The organism is Mycobacterium sp. IDUB_19, from assembly GCF_055419445.1.
Window position 1 is genome coordinate 1 of sequence record NZ_JBVAXR010000045.1, and the last position, 16546, is coordinate 16546.

The following is a 16546-nucleotide window of genomic DNA, read 5'->3' on the forward strand; positions in this document are numbered from 1 at the left end:
TGGACATGGCCTCCCGGCGGACGTTGGGGAGGAGGCGCCGGCTGTGGAGGTGGAGGTGCAGGCTCTTGCGGGGCGGGTCCTTGCTGTTGCGGGGCGGGTCCCTGCTGGGTTGGGGGAGACATCGGCTGTTGTATTCGAGGTGGCGGTGCCGCAACAGGCGGCTCGAGGGGCTTAACCGTCGGCGCCGGGATCTCGGGCGGCGGATCAGGTGTGATGTCCCCCAAGGGAGCCGGCCTGATCAGTGCGGTGAGCACCGCGCCGTGTTGGCTGGCTGCCGACCGGCCCGGTGCATCGGCCGCTGATTTCTGCCACGCCGCCGGTGTGGCGATCGTGTTCGATTTGGGCGCTGGCTTTGACGAAACGTTTGCCGAATAGCCTCCGTCTTGCGTGCGGGGCCAGGTCATCACCGGTGACTGCGCCGCACCGACCACGCTCGAGCCGCCGCTTATCAAGGCGATGATCACCGCACACTGAGCAGATATTCGCCACCTACGCATGGCCGTGGTGTTACCCGGCTCTATCGCGCCACGGTTCGATGCGGTCACATGCTCCCGTGGCCGTCGCGCCCGTCCCCTCATCTGCGGGTTCGCGCGAAAGTCCAGTGGTGATTCACGATTCCAACCAGTTACGATGTCCATCATTGCAGGCGCTAGTCGCCTCCATTGTTACCGCTGGGTGTCGATTCAATTTGACGCGGAGCCGGTGACACCGAAGGAACGGGAATCCTGGCCGTGCGCATCACCAGCCTTGCAGACGCTCTGGTCAGCGTCTCGGCGATGCTGAGCGCCGCGGTTATTTGCGCCGGCGCAGCGGCCGCCGACAGCCAGGAGGACCAGTTTGTGGCGTTGCTGGCACAACTACAGATTCCCGTCATAGACAACGTGCCCGGACTCGTCTACCGGGCCCATGAAATCTGTGGCGAACTCGATCGCGGCGCCTCGGTCCAGTCCGTAGTAGACGAGGAGACGAACACAACGTATGCGGGCAGTCCGTCTTTACACCTATTTCCCGATCGCGTTACCCGCACCGCGGTTAGATTCGTCACCGCATCAGTGACCGTCTACTGCCCAAGCCATCAAGGCCAGCTTCCGCCTCCGTAGTCACAGCTCTGACCACCTCAGCGGCACACAGGTTGGAACCCAACCATCGAAAATCGGGCCCGAAAAAGCAGCGTAGGCTTTGGGATGCCACGCTTTGGGGACATCGCCGCCTTTCCAGTCGAACCAGAAGAACGGGACCTCGGTAAGCCACACCTCAAAGAAATCGCTCAGCAGATCCCGGGCCAGGTGCGACGCCGGACACCGATGCGGGCCTCCCCCGAAACTCCAATGCCGATGCGAGCCATCCAGTTTCATATCCTGACCCGACATGACGTCCGATTCGTCGCGGTGAACCAGGCCGACACATAACTCGACAGGGGACCCGGGCGGGATCGTCGTTTCCCCGATCGTCACACTGCGAGTGGTGATTCGTGAAACGGTCTTCGCCCCGCCATCCAACCGCAGCAGCTCCTCGATGAAATCACCTTGCCGGCTTGGGCTTTCGCGTAGCTCCTGCTGAAGCATCGGCCTCCGCGCCAGCATCGCAAGTCCGGCCTTGATAGGGAACGAAGCGAACATGAAACCGCGGACCACCGACTCCATCAGTCCGATTACTTCTTCGTCGGTGACCGGTTCGGCGGCCAGGCGGCTGATCACATCAAAGCCACCCAACGGCGCTCGGCGAAGCTTTCCAACCAGGTTCGGGTTGACCGCTTCGAAACCAACGTCCGCCGGCAGCCCGCACGCCGAAACGGCTGCTGCGCAACAAAGAAAGTCAGCGATGCGCACACCATCGCAGCGGTCAAGTTTCGTCACTATCTCGCCGATGTATTGTTCGATGAGCCCACGTACGGGCTTCAACATTTCCCGCGAACTGCCCGGATTGAGCAGCTCGAGCAAGATTTCCCGGTACGGGCCGAATGGCGGATTGCCGGGCATCAGTTCGCCCTGGCGGGTGGAGAAAACTTCGCCATCACGCATGGCGGCGAGTACATCGTCGCGGCGCCATAACACGTACGTGCCGTGCGGCTCGCGCAGCACTCTTTGACCGGCCCGCTCAGCGGCAGCCTGCCATTCCCGATAACCCTTGGCTGCATCCTCGTCGGACCGCATGACCTCGAGCTCCGCCTCGACACCGGACCCGGTCACCGCACACCACCGACTTTCACGACCGGCGACCGCCGCGAACCACGCACCAACGGCGCCACCTGCAACTCCACCGCCGCCACTTTATCCGCAACATCGGCCACAGGGGGCGGCAACAGCCGCCGGTTCGTGAGCCTTCCGGCATGGGCCGCCGACGCGGCGCCGAGCGGTCGGCGCCTGTTCTCGCCGATCTTTGGGTTGGGTACCGCCAGGATTTCTTGAGGATTCCGCAAGTGGCTCAGCCCACGGTGAGTTGGTCCACGAAAACAACTCACGAGGTTTCGCAATGATCAGCTTGATCGCTTCGGGCGTCGTCCTCTTCGCCGCCGCCGCGATGTCACCCACTGCACAGGCCGCAGCGCCTGACCGTTACGCCGTGATCGCCTGCTCCCCCGTGACCGGCTGAACAGGGTGGGAGAACAACCTCACCACTATCGAGGAGGCGACCCATATAGCGCTTGGCAACTGCCAGGTGCACGGCGATGGCTGCACCGTCGGAGTAGCGTCGTGCGCTCAAGGCGGATGAAGGAGCGCAAATGGATCTGCATCTGTCGGGCAAAACTGCCGTCGTCACGGGGGCCAGCAGGGGCATCGGTTTGGCGGTCACTAAGGCGCTCGTCGCCGCGGGCGCGCATGTGGTAGCCGGGTCACGAACCCCTGGAAAGCAACTGCCCCTGCTTGAAGAAAGTGGGCAGGTGTCGTTCGTGTCCGTAGACCTGACCCAGCCCGGTGCCGCCGAAGAATTGATCGCGGCGACGACGTACCGCGGCGGGATCGATATTTTGATCAACAACGTCGGCGGTGCCACCGTCCGCCCGGGTGGACTCGCTGGCATTTCCGACGACGAGTGGCGTGCGTCCTGGGATCTGAATGTGATGGGCGTGGTGCGTCCGACCCGCGCGGCGCTGCCGGAGATCGAGCGGCGCGGCGGCGGTTCCATCATCATCGTCAGTTCGATCAGCGCCTATGCTCCCGGCCCGGATACCTACGACTACGGCGCCGCCAAAGCCGCTGTCGCCAACTTTGCTAAGGCATTGTCAAAAGAGCTGGCGCCCAAGAACATTCGCGTCAATTCGGTCAGCCCGGGCGCGGTGTCGACGGAGCCGTGGATGCAGCCGGGCGGGTTGGCCGACGGGTTCGCCGCGATTAGCGGTCAGACGGCCGACGAGGTTAGGGCGGAGCTTGCAAGCTCCGCGCCGACGGGGCGGTTCACCACTCCTGAAGAAGTCGCTGACCTCGTTGTGTTCCTGGCCAGCGACCGCACCGGAAATATCACCGGATCCGACTACCGCATCGACGGCGGATTCGTCACCACCGTCTGACAGTTTCCCGCCGAACGCTAGCGAACGCCGGTAACGACGACAAACCTGGTAGCTCGCGATATCCCTTGACGGCAGCAGGATTCACTGCATGACATCGTCGACTTCTGATGCGCGTGGCACATCCACTGTCGTCGCGAAGTTCATCGGTTGGGAGCGCTCAGCTAGCATCAACGTACCTGGGATGGGCAACGTCCAAGAAGATGCACTAGACCTCATCGATAGGCGCGAGCGTGCCGCCAGTGCAACCAGAAAGGCCCAGGATCTATTGGCTACGGCGTCGGAGGTGGCGGAGCGGGAGGAGGTGGCGGAGCGGGCGGTGTACTCGGGTGCTGAGTGCCGCGCGCCGGGGGCTGATTGTTGATGGGCCCACAGTTTATGCCGAGCCAGCAGATGATCGGGTGCACCCGCACGGCGCCGCCTCCTGCGGAGGTATCCCCCGGAGACCCGGGCGCGGCAGGCGCAGCGGATACAGCATGCATCGCGTTGGTCGGGCCACTTTCGGCGCCAACGCCCCCCGCCACCAACGCGACCGCGGCCGCACCGCCGCACAGCGCGGCGAGGGTCCTGGTTTTGCGATTGGTCATAGTTCCCGAGTGTACGGAGTAGCACGGTCGCCCGCCGCGACCTGTGCACAGACCGAAACACACTGCTAACAGCCGGTCGCTCTGTCGGGCTGACAGGATTTGAACCTGCGACCACTTGACCCCCAGTCAAGTGCGCTACCAAACTGCGCCACAGCCCGTGCGCCAGTGAGTCCACCGGCAGCAGCTCGAAAGCCTACCGCAGCCGGACCCTCGAGCCGCCATTGCATGGCTGACCTGCGAGTCTCTCAATCGCCCGCCTTGTCGTGGAACCACACTTCGACCTTCTCCACCCAGCCGCGCAGCGCCTCGGCGACTTCGGCCTCGCGCCGGTGGAACCGCTGCGAAGGAACCGGCACGCTGACCGCGACCATCTCGTCACTCACGCCCGTCAGCACCGCGCCCACGGCGCAGATGCCCTCGCTCTGCTCTTCGCGGTCGTAGGCGATGCCCTCGGCTTTGATGCGGTCGAGCTCCTTACGCAACACCGCGGGCGTGGTGATGGTGTTCGCGGTGAGCCGGGCGAGTCGACTGGGCATCGCCCGAGCCTGTTCCTCGGCCGGCAGGTTGGCCAGCAGCGCCTTGCCGTTGGCGCAGCAGTGCAGCGGAAACGACTCGCCCACAGCGCTAATGGCGCGCAGGCGGTGCGGCGAGACGACTTGATCGACGAAGGTCGCGCGATCGCCGTCCAGGATCGACAGGTCGACGGTCTCCTCCAGCTCGCGGGACAGCTCTTCCATGAACGGGTGCAGGTCGATCACGACGCTGCGGCGCGCGGTGCTTGCCATGCGGGCGATCTCGGGGCCCAGCCGATATCGACCCCGCGCCGCGCGCGAGGCCACCAGGCCTTCGTCGTCGAGCGCGTTGAGGATCCGACTCACGGTCGAGCGCGCCATTCCCAGCCGTTCGCCGATCTCGGCCTGGCTCAATCCACCGGGATGCGCCTGCAGCAGCCGCAGCATCTCGGCCGCGCGGGCGATGACCTGAATTCCGGTGCCACGGGCCTCTTCTGACTCGACGCTCACGTCAGGTCCCGGTCTCGATGCGGTAGGACCCGGTGGGGTCGATGATCGCCACCAGCCGCACGATACAGCCGTCGCCGCCAACCCAGCGCCAGGGGAACGCCGCGAACGTGACGCGCTTACCGGTGACCTTATCCAGGTCGCCGCCCACATTCTCGAAGCCGTAGATACCCTTGGACAGAATCGCGCGGTGACACGGCTCCCACTCCGGGAAATCGTCGAGCACCTTGCGGCCGGTCTGCTCTTCGTATTCCTTTACCGCCCAAGGCAACAGGCCGCCCGTATGCTCCGCGGGGCCGTGCGGAGCGATCGAGGTGGCCAGCGGATGGTCCAGCGCCTGAGTATCCGTACCGACGGCTTTGACGCCCTTGGCAGCGAACCACTCCCCGGCTTCCTTGTAGAAGCCCGGCGAGTACGCGTAGTACTCGGCACTGTCGGCGTAGGTGTGGTGCCAGCCGGTGTTGACGACGACGATGTCGCCAGGCCGGATCTGCGGCGTGGCGTTCTCCAGGTCCTCGGCGGTGACGACCTCCCATTTCTTCTTCGGGATCGATACGACGACCCCGGTGCCGAAGAACGCGCTGAGCGGGATCTCGTGCAGGAACGGCGTGCCTTCGACCACGTGTGCCGGCGCGTCGATGTGCGTGCCCGAATGCATGACCGTGGTGATCTTTTGGGTGAGGACGCGACTTCTGGCCATGTTGTGCAATCGTTCGATCTTGACGTCCTCGAAGTAAGGCCACGCCGGCACGCCATGACCCCACGGATGGGACAGGTCGTAGAACTCCAGGTTCGACTCGGCATCGCCGAGAGGCCAAGTGAAACTCATGGCTATGTCATCCTTCCTGCGTCAGCATGCGGTGTAGCCGCCATCCAGGTACATCACCTGGCCGGTGTAGAAACTCGACGCGTCACTGAGCAGATAGATCAGCGCACCGACAAAGTCCTCCGGTTCGGCGAAGCGGCGCAACGGGATTCGGGCGAACATCGCCTCGCGGGTTGCGCGCCCCTTGTCGTCGTCGGCGTACATCCACTCGGTCAGCTCCGACCGGAAAACCGTTGGCGCCAAGGCATTTACCCGAATTCCCTGCGCGCCCCATTCGGCGGCCAACGACTTCGCCAGCAGGTCGGTGGCCGCCTTGGACGGGCAGTAGGCGCTGTAGCCGGCGGGATGACCGAGGCTGCCGCGCACCGAGGAGACCAGCACGACGCTGCCTCCCCCGCCCTGCTGCAGCAGCACCCGCCCGGCCGCCTGGCACACCAGCCACGCGCCTCGTGCGTTCGCGCGCATCACGTCGTCGAAGTCGCCGACGGACATCTCGGTAACGGGCGCGACGTGGTTCATGCCCGACGCGACCAGGACGCCGTCCAGCCGGCCATGCCGGGCGACGGCCGCCTCGACCATGGCCTGGGCATCGGCCGGGGTCTCGGGGCGACGGGCGACCACAGCGGCGTTCTCGATGCCGGCGTCGGCCACCAGCTCGTTGAGGCGATCGGCGTTGCCTGCGGTCAGCGTTAGCCGAGCGCCTGCTTCAGCCAACGCCCTTGTTGCTGCGCTGCCCAACGAACCGGTCGCGCCGGTGATCAATATCGACTTGTCTTGCACGCCGAACCTGAACCGCGCCGCGCTCACTGAGCCTCCACTAATTCCCGCAATACGGGTATATAGACCCGCTATGTGAGAGCTTATGGGCGAGGCGCGAGGAATGTCAACGTTGCGTGCGTGTAGTGGGCGTCGAGTGTGCGCTGAGGGCGAGAAAATCGCGGGATTTCCGCCCAGGCCGCACACTCAAAGCCCTGGACGCACACCCGACGCGGCGGCAATGGGAGCGCGGCGGCATTAGCCCTCAGCGGCGCTTGGCAGTTCGCTTCTCGCGTACCCGCACGTTGATCCGGATCGGGCTGCCCTCGAAGCCGAACGTCTCGCGCAGTCGCCGCTCCAGGAAGCGTCGGTAGCCGGCCTCGAGAAAGCCGGTGGTAAACAGCACGAAGGTCGGCGGCCGGGCGGTGGCCTGGGTGGCGAACAGAATGCGCGGCTGCTTGCCGCCCCGCACCGGCGGCGGCGTGGCCGAAACGATCTCCTTGACCCAGGTGTTCAGCGGGCCGGTCGGAATCCGGGCGTCCCACGACGCCAGCGCGGTCTCCATCGCCGGCACCAGCTTCTGCACCGCCCGCCCGGTCTTGGCGGAAATGTTGACCCGCTGCGCCCACTGCAGCTGCGCCAGCTCGCGGTCGATCTCGCGGTCCAGCAGCTCGCGGCGATCCTCATCGACCAGATCCCACTTGTTGAAGGCCAACACCAGCGCACGCCCCGCCTCGATCACCATCGAGAGCACCCGCTGGTCCTGCTCGGTCAGCTGCTGGGACGCGTCGATCAGGACGATCACGACCTCGGCGGAATCGATGGCGGAGTGTGTGCGCACCGACGCATAGAACTCGTGGCCGCTGGCCTGCCCAACCTTGCGGCGCAAGCCCGCAGTGTCGACGAAACGCCAGATCTTGCCGCCCAATTCGATCAGCGAGTCAACCGGGTCCACCGTGGTTCCGGCCACGTCGTGGACGACCGAACGTTCGTCACCGGCCAGCTTGTTGAGCAGTGAGCTCTTGCCGACGTTCGGCTTGCCGACCAGCGCCACCCGCCGGGGACCGCCGGGCGCGGGCGCCGCTTCGGACACCGCGGGCAATACGGCCAGCACCTCGTCGAGCAGATCGGCCACGCCGCGACCGTGTATCGCGCTGACGGCGTGCGGCTGACCGAGACCCAGCGACCACAGGGCGGCCGCATCCGATTCGACTTTGTCGCTGTCAACCTTGTTGGCAGCCAAGAATACTGGCTTGCCGGAGCGCAGTAGGATGCGAGCGGCGGCCTCGTCGGCGGCGGTCGCGCCGACCGTGGCGTCGACCACCAGGATCACCGCGTCGGCGGTCCGCATCGCCACCGACGCCTGCTCGGCCACCAGCTGCTGCAGGCCCTTGGCATCGGGCTCCCATCCCCCGGTGTCCTGTACGACGAACCGGCGTCCGGTCCACAGCGCGTCGTAGGAGACCCGGTCGCGGGTCACGCCGGGAATGTCCTGCACCACCGCTTCGCGCCGCCCCAGGATCCGGTTGACCAGTGTCGACTTGCCGACGTTGGGACGGCCGACAATCGCCACCACCGGCGCTGGACCGGCTTCGTCGAACTCCGCCGATTCGGAATCGACTACCTCCCAATCGCTTTCGTCGGACCAGGTGCCGTCCTGCGTCACCGCACTGCCTCGCTTCGCTGTTTGACCAACTCCAGCAGGTGGTCGATCACCTGCGCCTCGGTCATGTCGCTGGTGTCGACGGTCACCGCATCGGACGCCGGCCGCAGCGGCGACACCGCCCGGGTGGAATCCAGATGATCGCGACGCCGTACGTCGGCCAGCACGCCGTCGTAATCGTCGACCAGACCCGCGGCGACGTTCTGGTCGTTGCGACGCCGGGCGCGGGTTTCGGCCGACGCGGTCAAGAAGATCTTCACCGGCGCGTCGGGCAGTACCACGGTCCCGATGTCTCGACCCTCGACGACGACACTGCCCGGCCCTTCGGCCATTTCGCGTTGCAGCGCGACAAGCCGGGTACGTACGGCGGGAACCGACGACACCGCCGACACCGCTCCGGTGACCTGGTCGCCGCGGATCTCGACCGAGACGTCTTCTCCGTCCAGGAAATACCGGTCACCGTCGGGCACATAGTCCACCGACATCCGCACCGTCTCCGCAATCCTCGCGACCGCCTCGGCGTCGGCCGGGTCGATACCGGCGCGCAAGGCCGCCAGCGTCACCATCCGGTACATGCCGCCGGTGTCCAGGTAGCGCGCCCCCAGGGCTTGCGCCAATCCCTTTGACACCGAAGACTTTCCGGTCCCCGCGGGGCCGTCGATCGCCACCGCAATGCCAATGATCACAGGCCCACCGCTTTGTACAGCTGCCCGACCTCGTCTTGGCGCAACGCCCGGATACTGCCCGGTCGCTGCTTGCCCAGCGATACCGTACCGATCTCGGTGCGGACCAGTGCCTCCACCGGGAAACCCACTGCCTCCAGCATCCGGCGCACGATACGGTTGCGTCCTTCGTGTAACGTCAAGCGCACCAACGTCTTTCCAGGGATCGCATCCACCACGGCGAAGTCGTCGACGCGCGCCGGACCGTCCTCCAGCTCGATACCGGCCCGCAGTTTCTTGCCCACCCCGCGCGGCACCGTCCCGCTGACTGTCGCCAGATACGTCTTGGGCACTTCGTGGGAGGGGTGCATCAGCCGGTGTGCCAGCTCGCCGTCGTTGGTCAGCAGGATCAGCCCTTCGGTGTCGGCATCCAACCGCCCCACGTGAAAGAGCTTCTTGTTGCCCCGCACTCGCCGCTCGATCAGGTCGCCGATGCACGGTCGGCCGCGATCGTCGGACATGGTCGAGAGCATCCCCCGCGGCTTGTTCAGCGCCAAATACACCTGGGATTCGTCGACGACGATCCTGGCGCCGTCCACTCGTATCACGGAGGCATCGGGGTCGACCCGGGTGCCGAGCTCGGTCACCACGCGCCCGTCCACCTCGACGCGGCCGTCGAGGATCAACTTCTCGGCGGCCCGGCGCGATGCAATTCCGGCCTGGGACAACACCTTTTGCAGCCGGATCCCCTGATCGTCGACCATCAATCCTGGTCCACGTCGAACGACAGCGACTGTTCGGGCGCCTGGCTGCCCGACAGTTTGATGAAACGTGGCTCGCTGTCCAGGGACTCGCTGAGGTCCTCGATCGTGTCGACGTCGGGAAGCAGCGGCGCGATATCGGGCAGATCGGTCAGCGACTCCAGCCCCAACCGCTCCAGGAACAGCTCGGTGGTGGCGAAGGTGATCGCACCGCTGTCCTCGTCGGCGCCGGCCTCGGTGATCAGCCCGCGTGCCAGCAGGGTGCGCATGACGGCGTCCACGTTGACACCGCGCACCGCGCTCACCCGCGCGCGGGTCACGGGCTGGCGGTAGGCCACCACGGCCAGGGTCTCCAGCGCGGCCCGGGTGAGTTTGGACCGCGCGCCGTCCAGCAGCAGCTTCTCCACATAGGGCGCGAACCGGGCGCGGGTGTACATCCGCCATCCCTCCCCGGTTTTCCGCAAGTCGATGCCGCTGTCGCGTGCGGTGAATTCCTCGGCCATCACCGCAAGCTTGGCGGCGATGCGGTAGACGGGTTGCTGCGTGGCCGCGGCCAGTGCCTCGTCGGTGACCGGGGTGTCAACCACCAGCAGCAGGGCCTCCAACGCGGAGCCGAGTTCCTCGGGCTCCATGGGAGCTGCCTCGGCGATTTCCGGGATCCCGATGTCGAGATCGATGCCCAGATCGAGATCGGGCGATTCTTCAGTCACGGTTGGTCTCGCACTTCTCGCGCTTCTCGGGCGTTCACTCGGCTTCCGCCAGGGTTTCGGTGGTCGGACGCTCCCCGGTCCACGAAATCTGGAGCACGCCAAGCGGCTCCGACTGGTCGAATGCTACCGCCCGGGACCGATACAGATCGAGCAGCGCCAGGAAGCGCCCGACGACCTCCATCGGCATCTCGCAGTCGGCGACCAGCTCGGAAAACGTGGCCCATTGACCGCTGCCCCGCGCCTCCAGGATCGCCAGCAGCTTCTCGGCCTGCTCGGGAACCGACACATTGAGGTCGTGCAGATGGCCGATGGACACCGTCGGCACCGGCCGCGGAGTGAACGCGATCGCGGCGATCTGGGCGAAACGCTCGGCGTCGACACCGATCATCACTTCCGGAAGCAGTTCGGTGAACCGGTCCTCCAGCGACACCGAGCGCGGGTAGCTGCGCAATGCGGTGGCTTCCAGCTCGGCGAACATCTCCGCGACGTGCTTGAACGCGCGGTACTGCAGGAGCCGGGCGAACAGGAGGTCACGCACCTCGAGCAGCGCGAGGTCTTCTTCGTCGTCGATCTGTCCGGCCGGCAGCAGCCGGGCCGCCTTGAGATCCAGCAGCGTCGCGGCGACCACGAGGAATGCGGTGGTCTCCTCCAGGTCCAGTTGGCGGCCGATCTCGCGGGTATAGGCGATGAAGTCGTCGGTGACCCGATGCAGCGCCACCTCGGTCACGTCGAGACGATGCGCAAAGATCAGCTGCAGCAGCAGGTCGAACGGCCCCTCGAAGTTGGTGAGGTGGACCTGGAAGCCGTTCTGCGCTGGCGCCTCACCATTCGTTGTGTCGTTCACGCGCCAAATCGGTCGATGAACTCGCGGGCCAGAGCGCGATAGGCGATGGCGCCCGTCGACTTGGGCGCCCAGGTGGTGATGGGTTCGCCCGCCACGCTGGTCTCCGGGAAACGGACGGTGCGGGTGATCACGGTGTCGAACACTAGGTCACCGAAGCGTTCCACGACACGGGCCATCACCTCGCGGGCGTTGACGGTGCGCGGGTCGTAGCGGGTCAGCAGGATGCCGCTGATCTCCAGCTTCGGGTTGAGCCGGTCGCGCACCTTGTCGACGGTGTCGGTGAGCAGCGCCAGGCCGCGCAACGAGAAATACTCGCATTCGGTGGGGATGACGACGCCGTCGGAGCAGGCCAGCCCGTTGACGGTGAGCAGGCCCAGCGACGGCTGGCAGTCGATCAGCACGTAGTCGTAGCGGTCCAGCACCGGATGCAGCGCCCGGCCCAGTGTCTGCTCCCGGCCCACCTCGTTGACCAGCTGGATCTCGGCGGCCGACAGATCGATATTGCTGGGTACCAGGTCCAGGTGCTTGACCCGGGTGGACAGCAGTACGTCGTCGATCGAGACCCGCGGCTCCACCAGCACGTTGTGAATGGTCTGTTCCAGCTCGTAGTGCGGGACGCCGAGGCCTGCGGACAGCGCGCCCTGCGGATCCATGTCCACCAGCAGCACCCGCCGGCCGTACTCGGCGAGCGCGGCGCCCAGGTTGATCGTCGACGTGGTTTTCCCGACGCCACCCTTCTGGTTGCACATCGCAATCACCTTGGCCGGACCGTGCGAGGTGCGCGGCTGCGGTTCCGGGATGGCCCGCGGCGGACGTCCCGTCAAGCCGATCTCGACGGCGCCGTCCGGGTGCTCGGTCATCATGCCCGGGGTGTTACGAAGGTGAACATCGTCGCAAAGTCTAACGGGTTCACGAGCGTAAACCGGGCGACCCGCAGGCAAGATAACCAGGGAATATGTGCGGAGAGCGCCGGTAGCGCCCGCCGAACCGTTCAGAGTTAACTTCAGTCACACCAGCAACATTCGACCCACGCTCGGCAGGGCTATCGTGGGTGACTATGGATCTCAAACGACGGATACCGCTGCTGCGGTGGTCGGTCTTGCGGATGGCCACCGGAGCTCGCAACATCACCACGACGGGTCAGATCGGCGACGGACGCGAAGCGGCCGCGGTCGAGTACGTCCTGCACAACGCGCGGGCCGGCGATGTCGACGACGTGCTGGCCACCATCGACAAGTTCGCCTACGAGAAGTCGCTGCTGATCAACGTCGGCGACGAGAAGGGGTTGCTGCTCGACGCCGCCGTGCGCCGGGCCGAACCAGCGCTCGCGCTGGAGCTGGGCACCTACTGCGGCTACGGCGCTCTGCGTATCGCCCGGGCCGCCCCGACCGCCAAGGTGTTCTCCGTCGAGCTCGCCGAGGCCAACGCCGCCAACGCCCGGCGGATCTGGGCGCATGCCGGTGTCGCCGACCGGGTGACGTGTGTCGTCGGCACCATCGGCGACGGTGGACGCACGCTCGACGCGCTTGCCAATGAGCACGGATTCACTTCTGGCGCACTCGATTTCGTATTCCTCGACCACGACAAGGATGCCTACCTGAACGACCTGTTGAGCATCGCGGATCGGGGCTGGCTGCATACCGGCTCGATCGCGGTCGCCGACAACGTCCGGGTGCCGGGCGCGCCGAAGTACCGCGAGTACATGCGCCAGCAGCAGGGCAAGCTGTGGAACACCGTCGAGCACAAGACGCATCTCGAATACCAGTCACTGGTGTCCGACCTGGTGCTGGAGTCCGACTACCTCGGCTGACTTGGGCGCCGAGCGTCGACTTGTCGGGGGGATTTCGCCCTCTTGGGCCCAACAATTCGACGTTCGGCGCAAAAGGACTATTGAGCCCGGGGGTGGGCGCCGGCCCACACTTCGCGCAGCGCATGCATGGTGACCAGGGTGTAGATCTGTGTGGTCGTCACCGAGGCATGGCCGAGCAGCTCCTGCACGACCCGCACGTCGGCGCCGCCCTCCAGCAGGTGGGTGGCGAACGAATGCCGCAGCATGTGCGGCGACACCCCCATGGAGATCCCGGCGCGCTCGGCGGCGTCCTGCAGCACTTGCCATGCGCTCTGCCGCGACAGCCGCCCACCCCGGGCGTTGAGGAAGATCGCCGCCGTACCGCGGCCTCGACGAGCCAGCTCCGGGCGGCCGCGCACCAGGTAGGCATCCAGCGCCTGCACGGCGGGACGCCCGATCGGGACCAGACGCTGCTTGCCGCCCTTGCCGCGCAGCAGCACCGACCTGGCCTGGGTATCGATGTCGTCGACGTCGAGGCCGACGGCTTCGGAGATCCGCGATCCGGTCGAGTACAACAGTTCCAGCAGCGCCCGGTTGCGCAGCGTCAACGGCCCGTCCGACGGGCTCTCACCGCCCGCCCCTTCCAGCAGTGCCAGCACCTCGTCGATGGTCAGGCTCTTGGGGAGCCGTCGCCCCGGCGTCGGGGGCCGTACCGCGCGTGCGACATCCAATTCGGCCAGGCCCTCGGCGGCGGCAAACCGGTGCAGGCCCCGCACCGCGATCAGCGCCCGCGCCGCCGACACCGCTGACAATCCGACGGCCCCGGAATCGGGATCGCCGCGGCGCAGTGCCACCAGGAACTCGCTGACGTCGTCTTCGCCGACCTTGGCCAGATCGTGAATCCCGCGATCCGCCAAGTGTTTCGAATAGCGACGTAGGTCGCGCCGGTAGGAGCTGAGTGTGTTGGCCGCTACTCCCCGCTCGATGGTCAGGTGGTCGAGATAGCCCTGCATTTGTGTTTCGAGCGTGAGCGCTGTCGTCATTTCGCGGCCTGCCCCGCTTTTCGAGCGGCAAAAGCATTGGGCTTGTCCTGCCACGGGATGTCCACCGGCCGCGGCCGCGCGAACCCCGTCGTCACGGCGTGGGCAGCCAAAATGCCCGCCACGGCAATGGAATTGACGACCTCACCGCCGAACACCAGGCGCACTGCCTCCTCGATCGGGACCCAGCGCATCTTCATGTCGGCTTCTTCGTCGTGCCCGTCGGGGCGGCCCACCTCGGTCAACCCGGTGGCCAGGTAGACCCGTACCGATTCGTCGCTGTACCCGGGCGCGGTGTCGAGGTCGACGAGCACTTGCCAGGTGTCAGCCTGCAGGCCGGCCTCCTCCTCGAGTTCGCGGGCCGCCGAGAGGTGCGCCGGCTCCCCCGCTATGTCGAGCAGACCCGCCGGCAACTCCCACAAACGCCGGCCGAAGGTGTGTCGGTACTGGTAGACCATCGCGATGCTCCGGTCATCCTTCATCGCCACGATGGCTACCGCACCGTAGTGCTCCAGCACCTCCCGCGCCGCGGTGTTGCCCCCGGGCATCCGCACCTCGTCGCGGCGCAGCGCGAAAATCTTTCCGGTGTACAGCGTTTCGCTTGACGCCGTCTCGAAGACGTGGTCAGCCACGAGTGGCGGGTTCGGGAATCGACCGCTCGGCACTGTCTCTTTGCTGGTTGCCGTTGGACGTGTGCTCCGGAATTTCCACCGGAAGCTGCTCGCCCTTCTTGTAGTCGATGGCCGCGCCGACGAATGCGACGAACAGCGGGTGCGGCCGGGTGGGCCGGCTCTTCAATTCGGGGTGGGCCTGAGTGCCGACGACGAAAGGGTGAATGTCTGACGGGTATTCGACGAACTCCACCAGATGGCCGTCCGGCGAGGTCCCGGAGAACCGCAGCCCGCTTTCGGCGATCCGGTCGCGGTAAGCGTTGTTGACCTCGTAGCGGTGCCGGTGCCGCTCGGACACCTCGGTGGCCTCATATGCCTGCGCCACAATCGAATCCGGCTCGAGCACCGCGGGGTATGCTCCCAGCCGCATGGTGCCGCCGAGGTCGGCTTCACCGGCCACGATGTGTTCCTGATCGGCCATCGTGGAGATGACGGGATCGGTTGTGCCCGGCTCGAATTCGGCGGAGTTGGCATCGGTGAGACCGACCGACCGGGCCGCTTCGATCACGATGCACTGCAGCCCGAGGCATAGACCCAACACCGGCAGCCCGCGAGCCCGCGCATACCGGATGGCGCCGATCTTGCCCTCGATGCCGCGGATGCCGAACCCGCCGGGGATCAGCACACCGTGCACGTCGCTCAGCGCTGACGCTGCACCGGCGGCGCTTTCGCAGTCGTCGGAGGCCACCCAGACTATTTCGACCTTGGCGTGGTGCTTGAACCCGCCGGCGCGCAGCGCCTCGGCCACCGAAAGGTAAGCGTCGGAAAGATCAACATACTTGCCCACCAACGCAATTCGCACCGTTTCGTGGGGTTCGTGAACCCTGCGCAGCAGGTCGTTCCATTGAGTCCAGTCGACGTCGCGGAACGGCAGGTTAAGCCGGCGGACCACGAAGGCGTCGAGCTCCTCGCGGTGCAGCACCTTGGGGATGTCGTAGATCGAAGGCGCGTCCGGGGTGGAGATGACGCCGTCGATGTCGACGTCGCACATCAGCGCGATCTTGTTCTTCAGCGCCTCGGGGACATCGCGGTCGCAGCGCAGGATCAGCGCGTCCGGGCTGATACCGATGCTGCGCAGGGCCGCCACCGAGTGCTGAGTCGGCTTGGTTTTGAGCTCGCCGGACGGGGCGAGGTAGGGCACCAGCGACACGTGCAGGAAGAAGACGTCGTCGCGGCCGAGATAGTGCCGGACCTGGCGGGCCGCCTCGAGGAAGGGCTGCGATTCGATATCGCCAACGGTGCCGCCGATTTCGGTGATGACGACGTCGGGGCGATGGCCGTTGGCGTCGGGCTCGGCCATGGCCAGGATGCGCCGTTTGATCTCGTCCGTGATGTGCGGGATCACCTGGACGGTGTCGCCGAGGTATTCGCCGCGTCGCTCCTTGGCAATGACGGTTGAATAGACTTGCCCGGTAGTGACATTCGCCGAGCCGGATAGATCGCGATCCAGGAACCGCTCGTAGTGCCCGACGTCGAGGTCGGTCTCGGCGCCGTCCTCGGTGACGAAGACCTCGCCGTGCTGGAACGGGTTCATCGTGCCCGGGTCCACGTTGAGATACGGGTCGAGCTTTTGCATCGTCACATGCAATCCGCGGGCGGTCAGTAGCTGGCCAAGGCTACTAGCGGTCAAGCCCTTGCCGAGTGAGGACGCAACCCCACCGCTGACAAAGAGGTGCTTGGTGGCGGATTGCGGGTGCTTACGCACAGGCGACC

At 66.0% G+C, this 16546-nt stretch carries 17 protein-coding genes and 1 tRNA gene; 4 read left to right on the forward strand and 14 right to left on the reverse strand.

Translation table 11 applies throughout. The features are described 5' to 3' along the window. The first annotated feature begins 213 nt into the window (after positions 1 to 213). Both ACZY0B_RS23910 and ACZY0B_RS23915 read left to right on the forward strand, forming a co-directional pair. Positions 214 to 375: a hypothetical protein gene (locus ACZY0B_RS23910; protein WP_463766715.1), complete on the forward strand. Its 162-nt coding sequence runs from the start codon at positions 214 to 216 to the stop codon at positions 373 to 375. Between the two features lie 356 nt (positions 376 to 731). Continuing rightward, positions 732 to 1100: a DUF732 domain-containing protein gene (locus tag ACZY0B_RS23915; protein ID WP_463766716.1), complete on the forward strand. Its 369-nt coding sequence runs from the start codon at positions 732 to 734 to the stop codon at positions 1098 to 1100. Here ACZY0B_RS23915 and ACZY0B_RS23920 read toward each other — a convergent pair whose 3' ends face one another. After that, complete coding sequence (locus ACZY0B_RS23920) at positions 1101 to 2189, reverse strand: cytochrome P450 family protein (protein ID WP_463766717.1); 1089 nt, start codon at positions 2187 to 2189, stop codon at positions 1101 to 1103. 533 nt (positions 2190 to 2722) lie between these two features. On the opposite strand from ACZY0B_RS23920, the gene ACZY0B_RS23925 reads away from it, so the two are divergent. Next, positions 2723 to 3508, forward strand: a complete 786-nt coding sequence (locus ACZY0B_RS23925) for an SDR family NAD(P)-dependent oxidoreductase (RefSeq protein ID WP_463766718.1) — start codon at positions 2723 to 2725, stop codon at positions 3506 to 3508. Positions 3509 to 4176: 668 nt separating this feature from the next. On the opposite strand, the gene ACZY0B_RS23930 is transcribed toward ACZY0B_RS23925, so the two are convergent. The 10 genes from ACZY0B_RS23930 to ACZY0B_RS23975 all read right to left on the reverse strand — a co-directional run bounded on the left by ACZY0B_RS23930 (position 4177) and on the right by ACZY0B_RS23975 (position 12193). Continuing rightward, positions 4177 to 4250, reverse strand: a tRNA-Pro gene (locus ACZY0B_RS23930). A gap of 87 nt (positions 4251 to 4337) precedes the next feature. Further along, the gene (locus ACZY0B_RS23935) at positions 4338 to 5114 is read right to left on the reverse strand and encodes an IclR family transcriptional regulator (RefSeq protein WP_463766719.1); all 777 of its coding nucleotides are present in this window, start codon (positions 5112 to 5114) and stop codon (positions 4338 to 4340) included. A gap of 1 nt (position 5115) precedes the next feature. Then, on the reverse strand, positions 5116 to 5940 hold the full coding sequence (locus ACZY0B_RS23940) for a cyclase family protein (RefSeq protein ID WP_463766720.1): 825 nt from the start codon (positions 5938 to 5940) through the stop codon (positions 5116 to 5118). A gap of 21 nt (positions 5941 to 5961) precedes the next feature. Beyond that, on the reverse strand, positions 5962 to 6744 hold the full coding sequence (locus tag ACZY0B_RS23945; RefSeq protein WP_463766721.1) for an SDR family NAD(P)-dependent oxidoreductase: 783 nt from the start codon (positions 6742 to 6744) through the stop codon (positions 5962 to 5964). A 214-nt stretch (positions 6745 to 6958) separates the two neighbouring features. Continuing rightward, entirely contained in the window at positions 6959 to 8359 is a 1401-nt protein-coding gene (gene der, locus ACZY0B_RS23950) for a ribosome biogenesis GTPase Der (RefSeq protein ID WP_463766722.1), read from the reverse strand. After that, positions 8356 to 9042, reverse strand: a complete 687-nt coding sequence (gene cmk, locus ACZY0B_RS23955; RefSeq protein WP_463766723.1) for a (d)CMP kinase — start codon at positions 9040 to 9042, stop codon at positions 8356 to 8358. The genes der and cmk overlap by 4 nt, the downstream gene beginning before the upstream one ends. Next, entirely contained in the window at positions 9039 to 9782 is a 744-nt protein-coding gene (locus ACZY0B_RS23960; protein WP_463766724.1) for a pseudouridine synthase, read from the reverse strand. The genes cmk and ACZY0B_RS23960 overlap by 4 nt, the downstream gene beginning before the upstream one ends. Then, positions 9782 to 10489 carry an SMC-Scp complex subunit ScpB gene (gene scpB, locus ACZY0B_RS23965; RefSeq protein ID WP_463766725.1) on the reverse strand — a complete coding sequence of 236 codons (708 nt, stop codon included), beginning with the start codon at positions 10487 to 10489 and terminating at the stop codon, positions 9782 to 9784. Before scpB ends, ACZY0B_RS23960 begins: the two co-directional genes overlap by 1 nt. 34 nt (positions 10490 to 10523) lie before the next feature. After that, positions 10524 to 11333, reverse strand: a complete 810-nt coding sequence (locus ACZY0B_RS23970; protein ID WP_463766726.1) for a segregation/condensation protein A — start codon at positions 11331 to 11333, stop codon at positions 10524 to 10526. Next, positions 11330 to 12193, reverse strand: coding sequence for a ParA family protein (locus ACZY0B_RS23975; protein ID WP_463766749.1), 864 nt, complete (start codon positions 12191 to 12193; stop codon positions 11330 to 11332). Before ACZY0B_RS23975 ends, ACZY0B_RS23970 begins: the two co-directional genes overlap by 4 nt. 197 nt (positions 12194 to 12390) lie before the next feature. On the opposite strand from ACZY0B_RS23975, the gene ACZY0B_RS23980 reads away from it, so the two are divergent. Continuing rightward, positions 12391 to 13143, forward strand: coding sequence for an O-methyltransferase (locus ACZY0B_RS23980; protein WP_463766727.1), 753 nt, complete (start codon positions 12391 to 12393; stop codon positions 13141 to 13143). 77 nt (positions 13144 to 13220) lie between these two features. On the opposite strand, the gene xerD is transcribed toward ACZY0B_RS23980, so the two are convergent. From xerD to ACZY0B_RS23995, 3 genes are read right to left on the reverse strand one after another with little or no spacing between them, the layout of a single operon-like run. Further along, positions 13221 to 14165, reverse strand: a complete 945-nt coding sequence (gene xerD, locus ACZY0B_RS23985; protein WP_463766728.1) for a site-specific tyrosine recombinase XerD — start codon at positions 14163 to 14165, stop codon at positions 13221 to 13223. Continuing rightward, positions 14162 to 14794 (reverse strand): NUDIX domain-containing protein, encoded by a 633-nt coding sequence (locus ACZY0B_RS23990; RefSeq protein ID WP_463766729.1) that lies wholly within the window; start codon positions 14792 to 14794, stop codon positions 14162 to 14164. Before ACZY0B_RS23990 ends, xerD begins: the two co-directional genes overlap by 4 nt. Continuing rightward, positions 14787 to 16538, reverse strand: coding sequence for a CTP synthase (locus ACZY0B_RS23995; protein WP_463766730.1), 1752 nt, complete (start codon positions 16536 to 16538; stop codon positions 14787 to 14789). The genes ACZY0B_RS23990 and ACZY0B_RS23995 overlap by 8 nt, the downstream gene beginning before the upstream one ends. Positions 16539 to 16546 lie beyond the last annotated feature (8 nt).